Source organism: Actinomycetes bacterium (assembly GCA_035506535.1).
GTDB lineage: Bacteria > Actinomycetota > Actinomycetes > DATJPE01 > DATJPE01 > DATJPE01.
This window is the reverse complement of record DATJPE010000011.1, coordinates 43,068-50,877: the sequence shown is the minus strand read 5'-3', so window position 1 is coordinate 50,877 and position 7,810 is coordinate 43,068. Positions and strand designations below refer to the sequence as shown.

The 7,810-nt window shown below is 73.7% G+C and carries 10 protein-coding genes; 4 read left to right on the top strand and 6 right to left on the bottom strand.

Features of this window, described 5'->3' with window-relative positions; genetic code table 11:
- The coding region (locus tag VMI11_01895) for a pyridoxal-dependent decarboxylase (protein HTY71157.1) at positions 1-323 on the bottom strand (323 nt) is incomplete at its 3' end.
- A 121-nt stretch (positions 324-444) separates the two neighbouring features.
- Between VMI11_01895 and lnt the strand changes: the two genes are divergently transcribed.
- The 3 genes from lnt to VMI11_01880 are packed head-to-tail and all read left to right on the top strand — an operon-like array spanning position 445 to position 3,241.
- A complete protein-coding gene (lnt, locus tag VMI11_01890) occupies positions 445-2,025 on the top strand; it encodes an apolipoprotein N-acyltransferase (GenBank protein HTY71156.1) in 1,581 nt (526 codons plus the stop codon).
- A complete protein-coding gene (locus VMI11_01885; GenBank protein HTY71155.1) occupies positions 2,022-2,786 on the top strand; it encodes a polyprenol monophosphomannose synthase in 765 nt (254 codons plus the stop codon). The genes lnt and VMI11_01885 overlap by 4 nt, the downstream gene beginning before the upstream one ends.
- Positions 2,783-3,241: an FxsA family protein gene (locus VMI11_01880; GenBank protein HTY71154.1), complete on the top strand. Its 459-nt coding sequence runs from the start codon at positions 2,783-2,785 to the stop codon at positions 3,239-3,241. The genes VMI11_01885 and VMI11_01880 overlap by 4 nt, the downstream gene beginning before the upstream one ends.
- 13 nt (positions 3,242-3,254) lie before the next feature.
- On the opposite strand, the gene VMI11_01875 is transcribed toward VMI11_01880, so the two are convergent.
- Positions 3,255-3,683, bottom strand: a complete 429-nt coding sequence (locus VMI11_01875) for an RNA polymerase-binding protein RbpA (GenBank protein ID HTY71153.1) — start codon at positions 3,681-3,683, stop codon at positions 3,255-3,257.
- A gap of 103 nt (positions 3,684-3,786) precedes the next feature.
- Between VMI11_01875 and VMI11_01870 the strand changes: the two genes are divergently transcribed.
- A complete protein-coding gene (locus VMI11_01870) occupies positions 3,787-4,548 on the top strand; it encodes a class I SAM-dependent methyltransferase (protein HTY71152.1) in 762 nt (253 codons plus the stop codon).
- Positions 4,549-4,616: 68 nt separating this feature from the next.
- Here the strand turns inward: VMI11_01870 and VMI11_01865 are convergent, their stop codons facing one another.
- Genes VMI11_01865 through VMI11_01850 form a run of 4 tightly spaced genes read right to left on the bottom strand, consistent with a single transcriptional unit; the run spans position 4,617 to position 7,782 of the window.
- Positions 4,617-5,090 (bottom strand): hypothetical protein, encoded by a 474-nt coding sequence (locus VMI11_01865; protein HTY71151.1) that lies wholly within the window; start codon positions 5,088-5,090, stop codon positions 4,617-4,619.
- Between the two features lie 11 nt (positions 5,091-5,101).
- Positions 5,102-6,142: an NAD(P)/FAD-dependent oxidoreductase gene (locus VMI11_01860; protein ID HTY71150.1), complete on the bottom strand. Its 1,041-nt coding sequence runs from the start codon at positions 6,140-6,142 to the stop codon at positions 5,102-5,104.
- Positions 6,139-6,678: an isoprenylcysteine carboxyl methyltransferase family protein gene (locus VMI11_01855; GenBank protein HTY71149.1), complete on the bottom strand. Its 540-nt coding sequence runs from the start codon at positions 6,676-6,678 to the stop codon at positions 6,139-6,141. The genes VMI11_01860 and VMI11_01855 overlap by 4 nt, the downstream gene beginning before the upstream one ends.
- 30 nt (positions 6,679-6,708) lie before the next feature.
- Positions 6,709-7,782 (bottom strand): 3-oxoacyl-[acyl-carrier-protein] synthase III C-terminal domain-containing protein, encoded by a 1,074-nt coding sequence (locus tag VMI11_01850; protein ID HTY71148.1) that lies wholly within the window; start codon positions 7,780-7,782, stop codon positions 6,709-6,711.
- Positions 7,783-7,810: the final 28 nt, after the last annotated feature.

The following is a 7,810-nucleotide window of genomic DNA, read 5'->3' as shown; positions in this document are numbered from 1 at the left end:
GCCTCGCTCGACCCGGTCGTGGAGCACCCCGTTGCGGTCGCGGCGTCCGGGGCGTGCCACAGCCGGCTGAGGATCTCCACGCAGCGCACCTCGAGCTCGGCCGTCTGCGGGTACTCGTCCTTGTCGATCATGTTCTTGTCGAGGCACTCGGCCATCAGCCGCTCGGCCTGCGGCTCCATCCAGGTCGTGACGAAGGTCGCCAGGTTCATCCGGGCGTTCCCGTCGATCATCAGCTCGTCGTGGACCAGCTGATAGGCCACGTCGGGACTGGTGCCGTGGGCGAGCAGCCGGCGGCGGGCGACGATGGAGTCGCTGACCAGCATCGGGTCGCCGGGCAGGTCTCGGTGGGGGCGCGTGGTCGCCTGCGGGTGCTTGAGAGCCATGAGGCCACGCTATTGCCCAGGGCCGGAGTCGGGCAGTGGTTGCTCGCGTACCGTGATCGTCGTGAGCACGGCGACCACGGACACGCCGCGGCCCGTCGTCCCCCCCACGACCCGCCCGCGCCGACGGTGGCCACGCCCGCTGACCGGGGCCCTGGCCGGTGTCGCGCTCACCTTCGCCTTCGACCCGTACGGCCTGTGGTGGCTCGCCCCGCTGTGCGTCGCGGCGCTCGCGCTGGCGGTCCGCGGGCTGCGCTGGCGAGCGGCCGCGCTCGTCGGGCTGGCCTTCGGCCTCGGGGAGATGGTCCCCCTGCTGCACTGGACGGGCGTCTACGTCGGCCCGGTCCCGTGGCTGATCCTCGCCGTGGTGCAGGCGCTCTACTTCGCGCCCCTGGGCGTGGGAGTGGCCCTGTGCTCACGGCTGCCGGCACCCGGCGCGGTCGTCGGGGGAGCCGCGGTCTGGGTGGTGGAGGAGGCGGTCCGCGGCCGGTGGCCGTACGGCGGCTTCACCTGGGGCCGGCTCGCCTTCTCCCAGGCCGACGCGCCCTGGCTGCGGGTCGCCTCCCTCGGCGGGGCGCCGCTGGTGACCTTCGTCGTCGCCCTCATCGGCATGCTGCTCGCCGTCGGGCTGGTCGAGGCACGCCGGCACCGCGTCGCCCCGGCCGCCGGCTGCCTGGCCGCGCTGGTGGTGCTCGCTCTCGCGGCGGCCGCCGTCCCGGCGCCGGTGGCTCGCGGTCGGGCGGTCACCGTCGCGCTCGTCCAGGGCAACGTCCCCCGGATCGGCCTGGACATCGAGACCCAGCAGGAGCAGGTCCTGCGCTACCACGTGGCCGAGACGCAGCGTCTCGCGGCCGCGGTCGCGGCCGGGCGCGTCGCCCGACCGGACCTGGTCATCTGGCCGGAGAACGCCAGCGACGTCGACCCGTACGCCGACCCGCAGGCCCGCGAGCTGATCCAGGAGGCGGTCGACGCGGTCGGCGTACCCGTCCTCGTCGGCGCGGTCGTCACCAACCCGCTGGACCCGAACACCCTGTTCAACATGGGCATCGTGTGGGGTCCGCTGCTCAGCGCGACACCCGGTCCCGGTCCGGTGTACGTCAAGCAGCACCCAGTGCCCTTCGCCGAGTACATCCCCATGCGCAGGCTGGCCCGCTTCTTCTCCTCCGCCGTGGACCGGGTCAGCCGGAACTTCGCCAAGGGGGCCGGGCCCGGTGTGCTGCAGATCGGCCCGGCGCGGGTCGGCGACGTCATCTGCTTCGAGGTCTCCGACGACACCCTGGTCCGCCGCACCGTCGACGCCGGTGCCCAGCTGATCGCCGTGCAGACCAACAACGCGACCTTCGGGCACACCCCGGAGACCCGCCAGCAGCTCGCCATGAGCCGGCTGCGGGCGGTCGAGCACGGCCGCTGGGTGCTCATCGCCGCCACGTCGGGCATCTCCGCGGCCATCGCCCCGGACGGCCGCGTCGTCCAGCGGACCCAGCTGTTCACCCCTGCGACGGTGGTGCAGCAGGTGCGGCTCTCCGATAGCCGTACGCTGGCGGACCGGCTCGGGAACACCGTGGAGCTGCTGCTCGTCCTCGTGGGCGTGGGCGCCGTGGTCCTGGGCGGCCGCCGACGAGAGGAGCCGACATCGACGCCATGAGCTCGGGGCCGCGCGTACTGGTCTGCGTGCCCACCTACGACGAGGTGATGAACCTCGAACGCAGCGTCGCGCGCGTGCGCGCCGCGGTCCCTGACGCCGACGTCCTCGTGGTCGACGACAGCAGCCCGGACGGGACCGGCGAGCTCGCCGAGAAGCTGGCAGCGCACGACCCCGCCGTGCACGTACGGCACCGCCAGGTCAAGCAGGGTCTGGGTGCGGCCTACCTCGACGCCTTCGCGTGGGCGATGGCGCAGGGCTACGACGTCGTCGTCGAGATGGACGCCGACGGCTCGCACCGCGCCCAGGACCTGCCCCTGCTTCTCGCCGCGATCGACCACGGCGCCGACGTCGCGCTCGGGTCCCGCTGGGTCTCCGGCGGGTCGGTGGAGAACTGGCCGCGCCGCCGGGCGCTTCTCTCCCGCGGTGGCAACGCCTATGCCCGGATCGCTCTCGGCATCCCCGTCCACGACGCGACCGGCGGGTTCCGCGCGTTCCGCGCCTCCGCGCTGCGCCAGCTGGACCTGCACGACGTCGCGTCGCAGGGCTACTGCTTCCAGGTCGACCTGGTCTGGCGCGCCGTGCAGCGCGGCCTTCGCGTCGTGGAGGTCCCGATCACCTTCGTCGAGCGCGAGCTCGGCGCGAGCAAGATGAACCGCGCCATCGTCGGTGAGGCGCTGTGGCGAGTCACCGTGTGGGGGACCCGGCACCGCGCCGGCCAGGTCGCCCGTGCCCTGCGCCCCAAGGAGCGGAGCCCGGCGTGAGCCTGTTCGCGTTCTTCTTGTTCGTCGTCGCCCCGCTGGTGGAGATCGCGTCGATCGTCGTCGTCGCGAAGCTCATCGGCTGGTGGACGGTCGTACTCCTCGCGGCCGCGGCCGTCCTCGGCATCTACGTACTGCGACGCACGGGGCGGGACTGGATGCGTGCCGCCCAGACCGGAGCCCAGGGTCGGGCGGCCGGGGACTCGGCGCTGCTGTTCGCGGCGGGGATCCTGCTGATCTGGCCCGGGTTCATCTCGGACGTCATCGGGCTCCTGCTGCTGGTCCCGCTGGTGCGGGTGCTGCTGCGCGGTGCCGTCGCGTCGTGGTTCGTCCGACGCTTCACCGCGGTCACGGGTCCGGGCGGTTTCACCGTGTGGACCCGCAGCCCGCGCATCGACGACGACCGCGTCATCCGGGGCGAGATCATCCGCGAGGACGAGCCGCCGCCGCCGGCCTGACCAGGGGGAGGGGTCAGGCGCTCTTGCGGTCCGGCCCGCCGGGGACCTTCGCCCGCCGGCGCGAACCGCGCTCCGCGACGACCTCCCGGGCCTCGTGCAGCACGACACCGGCGCCACCTCGGTCACGCAGCAGCGTCAGCCGCTCGTCGAGGAGGGCCTCCAGGTCGTCCACCGAGCGCCGTTCGAGGAGCATGTCCCACGGCGTGCGCTGGTGACGGTGCTTGTGCGCCTCGGGCTCCTCGCCGTCACGCAGGATCGCCTCCGCCCGGCAGAAGCGGCACTCCCAGGTGTAGGGAACCTCGGCCTCGACGCTGAAGGGCACCTCGAAGCTGTGGCCGTTCGGGCAGTCATACCTGCTCCAGCGGCGCGGCGCGAGCTCGACGCCCGTGTCCGACTCATAACTGGTCGCACCGAGCCGGGTGCCCCGCATGGCCTCGCCCATGGTGTCCTCCCAACGCCGTGACACGGCCGGCAGGAATGGTTGGTTCACCCGTCACAACGAATGCCCCGCCGTCGGTGTTCCCGCGGTTTGTATCGTCACGCGCATGGGCCGTTCTGAAGACGAGCACCGAGCCAGGGCGGTCTCCTTCGGAGCGGTCGCCGAGGTCTATGACCGCTCACGGCCGGAGTACCCGCTCGACGCGGTCCGCTGGCTGGTCGGCCCCGGACCGAAGCGGGTCGCCGACGTGGGCGCGGGCACCGGGAAGCTCTCCAGGGTGCTCCTGGCGGCCGGGCACGAGGTAGTGGCCGTCGAGCCCTCCGAACCGATGCTCGCCCGTCTGCACGACGCGGTCCCGACCGCCGCGGGGGTGCGAGCCGGCGGGGAGGTGCTGCCGCTCGCCGACGCCTCGGTGGACGCGGTCACCTACGCCCAGGCCTGGCACTGGGTCGACCCGGTCGCCGCCTCGGCGGAGGCCGCCCGGGTGCTGCGACCAGGCGGGGTGCTCGGCCTGGTCTGGAACCTGCGTCGCACCGACGACCCGCTCGGGGCGGGCCTGGCCGAGCTCATCGGTGAGGAGGACGCCAAGGCCAGCCGGCCGTGGGCGGAGGAGATCGTCGTGGGCCCGCAGTTCGCGCCCTTGGAGGCGGCCGACTTCCCGAACGCCCAGCGCCTGACCCGCGAGGAGCTGGTCGGGCTGGTCGCCTCACGCAGCTATGTCGCGCTCATGGCGTCGGACGAGCGTCAGGTCCTGCTCGAGGAGGTCGCCGCGCTGCACGACCGGCTGGCGGTCGAGGGACTCGCGACCCTGCGCTACCACACCAGCGCCCACCGGGCCCGCCTGACGGGCGCGACCCCATGGTGGTAACGCCGATAATGGACATTATGTAAGGTAAAGGAGAACAGGCCGTCCCCCGGGGCCATCGCCGGGCTTCGTCAGGTGTTGGAGGGGCCGCCGCCGAAGCGCTCGGCGGACACGGCCGGTGGCGGGACCGCGGAGGTCAGCCCGCGGCGGTGCGAGGACTTCCAGATGTCACGCAGCCCCCACGGCACGACGACCACGGCCCAGATGCCCATGCCGACGATGCCGAAGCCGGCGGCGATGGCGAAGGCGAACAGACCGAGCGGGGCCAGGAGCAGCACGGTCATCACGATGCGTCCGGTGAGGCCGAAGGTGACCTCGGAGTGCCCGTAGCGGGTGCGCTGGACGAGGGCGGCGGGGACGGGAGCGTTAGCGCGGGTGGGCGCTGGCGCCGCGGCAGGGGCGGCACCGCGCGGTGTGTGGCACAGCGAGCACCAGGCGGCCCCGGCGGGCAGCCCGGCGCCGCACCGGACGCAGGTGTCCATGGGGCATTCATCGACCGGCCGGGAGCTGCCCTTGATGGCCGTCGCCGGTCGCGTCCGGTTCATCCGGATCCGGCTCAGGCGAGCTGAGCGACCGCGGCACGGAACACCCAAGGCAGCGCCCGCGCGGAGGGGACCAGGGCCTGACGCAGCACCGGGACGCTGGTCGTGCGCAGCAGGGTCTCGGTGAGCAGCCTCGAGGTCCTGGTCAGGTCCCGCCACGCCCGCGGATAGGTCTCGGGCCGGTCGGCCGCGACGGCGTCGACGAGGGCCTGCGCCCCGTGGATCCCGACCGCCAGGCCCTCGCCGGTCAGCGCGTCGACGTACCCGGCGGCGTCCCCGACGAGGAGCACGCGACCAGCGCGGACCGCCCGGGCGCGCTGGCGGAGCGGGCCCGCGCCGAGCACGGGAGAGACCGCCGTGGTGCCGCGCAGCCGGTCGGCGACGATCGGGAAGTCGCGCAGCCACTCCGCGTAGGTCCTCCCCCGGCGGCCGGTCAGGACGGCGATCCCGACCACGTCGTGGCCCACCGGCGTCACGTACATCTCCGCATGGTCCGACCAGTGCACCTCGACGTGGTCCGACCACGGCTCCACCAGGAAGTGGCGGCGCAAGCCGTAGCGGCGAGCCCGCCGGACCGGCCGGTCCAGGCCGAGCTGGCGGCGGATGCCCGAGTGCAGCCCGTCCGCGGCCGCGAGATACGCGGCGACGTACGTCGTCCCGTCGGCCTCGACGCGCACCTGCGTCCTCGTCTGGCGGACGGCCGTCACGGCGCCGACCACCCGAACCACCCCGGCAGCGTGCGCGGCCGTGCGCAAGGCGTCGTGCAGCGCCACCCGGCGCACCCCCTGCCCGGGGCCGCGCGGGAAGTCGGCGGTCACCGAGCGCCCGGCCGCGTCGATGTAGGTGATCCCCCGGAACGGCCGGCCGGGCAGCCCGATCCCGAGCGCGGCCAGCCGCAGGACCGCGCTGGGCATGACACCCTCGCCGCAGGCCTTGTCCACGGCCCCGGCCCGAGGCTCTACCAGGAGGACCCGAAGGCCCGCCGCGCGGGCGTACAACGCGGTCGTCAGGCCGACCGGACCGCCTCCTGCCACGACGAGGTCGACGACGCTCACGAGAGCGTCCGGGGACCGGCCGGCAAGGTGGCCAGGGCGGCCTCCTCCACGCGAAGCCGGGTACGCAGCAGGGGCACGTTGCACACGCTGAACACCAGCGCGGTGATCCACGCCGTGTGCACGAGCGGCAGGGCGATGCCCTCGACGACGACCGCGACGTAGTTCGGGTGGCGCACGAAGCGGTACGGCCCCGAGGTGACCGGCGCCATGCCGGGCACGACGATCACCCGGGTGTTCCAGCGCGGTCCCAGGGTGGCGATGCACCACCACCGCAGCCCCTGAGCGGCGAGGGTGAGGGCGAGCATCGGGTAGCCGAGGGCCGGGATGAACGGCCGGTGGGCGATGAGCACCTCGCCGAGGCAGCCCAGGAGCAGACCCGTGTGCAGGGCCACCATGGCGGGATAGTGCGAGAACCCTGTCTCGACCCCTCCCCTGGCGAGCGACCAGGCGGCGTTGCGCCGGGACAGGACCAGCTCGGCCAGCCGCTCGCCCGCGACGGCGAGCAGCAGCAGCACGTACCAGCCCTGCGAGCTCACGTGGTCAACCCTCCTCCGCCCGGACGCGGCTCACCACTGCAGCAGGACCAGCTCCGCGCAGAAGCCCGGGCCCATCGCCATGAGCAGGGCCGGCTCCCCCGACCCCGGGGGCGAGGCGTCCAGGGCGTCGCGCAAGACGTGGAGCACCGACGCGGAGGACAGGTTCCCCTTCTGCCGCAACGATGTACGGGTCACGGCGAGCGCGTCCGGGGCCAGGCCCAGCGCCTCGGTCACCGCGTCGATGACCTTGGGCCCACCGGGATGCGCGATGTAGCGCACCAGCTGGTGCACCTCGAGGCCCTCATCGGCGAGGAAGCCCTTGACATCGGTCCCGAGATGCGTGCGGACGACGTCGGCGACCGTGGGGGCGAGGACCACCTTGAAGCCGCTCCCCCCGACGTCCCAGCCCATGACGGCCTCGGTGTCCTCGTAGAAGCGCGAGCGGCTGGCGAGCACGGCGGGGCCGGTCAGCCCCAGCGCCCGAGCGCGGCGCTCGCCGACGAGGACCACTGCCGCCGCGCCGTCGCCGAACAGCCCGCTCGCGACCAGGTTGGCCATCGAGGTGTCGTCGCGCTGGACGGTGAGCGAGCACAGTTCCACCGCGATCAGCAGAGCCACCCCATCGGGATGCCCGGAGAGGTAGTCGTGGATGCGGGCGATGCCCGCCGCGCCGGCGACGCAGCCGAGCCCGAACAGCGGGACCCGCTTGACGTCGTCGCGCAGACCGAGCACGGGGACGAGCAGCGCGTCCAGGGAGGGCACCACCACGCCGGTCACCGTGGTGGACACCACCAGGTCGACGTCGGCCGCGACCAGCCCGGCCCGCGACAGCGCCTCACGCGCGCAGCCGGCCCCCATGCCGACAGCGACCTCCCGCCAGGCGGCGTTGGCGCCGGTGAACCCGTCCAGCCCCGGGTAGGCCGCCAGCGGCAGCGCCAGGTGACGGGTCTGCACCCCGCTGTTGTCGTGGAAGCGCCGCAGCGCCGCGGCCGTGCGTGGCTCGCCGTCGGCCCCCAGGACGTAGTGGACGAACGCGTCGGTGATCTCGGCCTGCGGGTAGGAGTGGGCGCCGAGCGCTGTACCCACCCCCGCGACGACGCTCACCGGTCCGGCCATCCCCTGACCCTAAGCG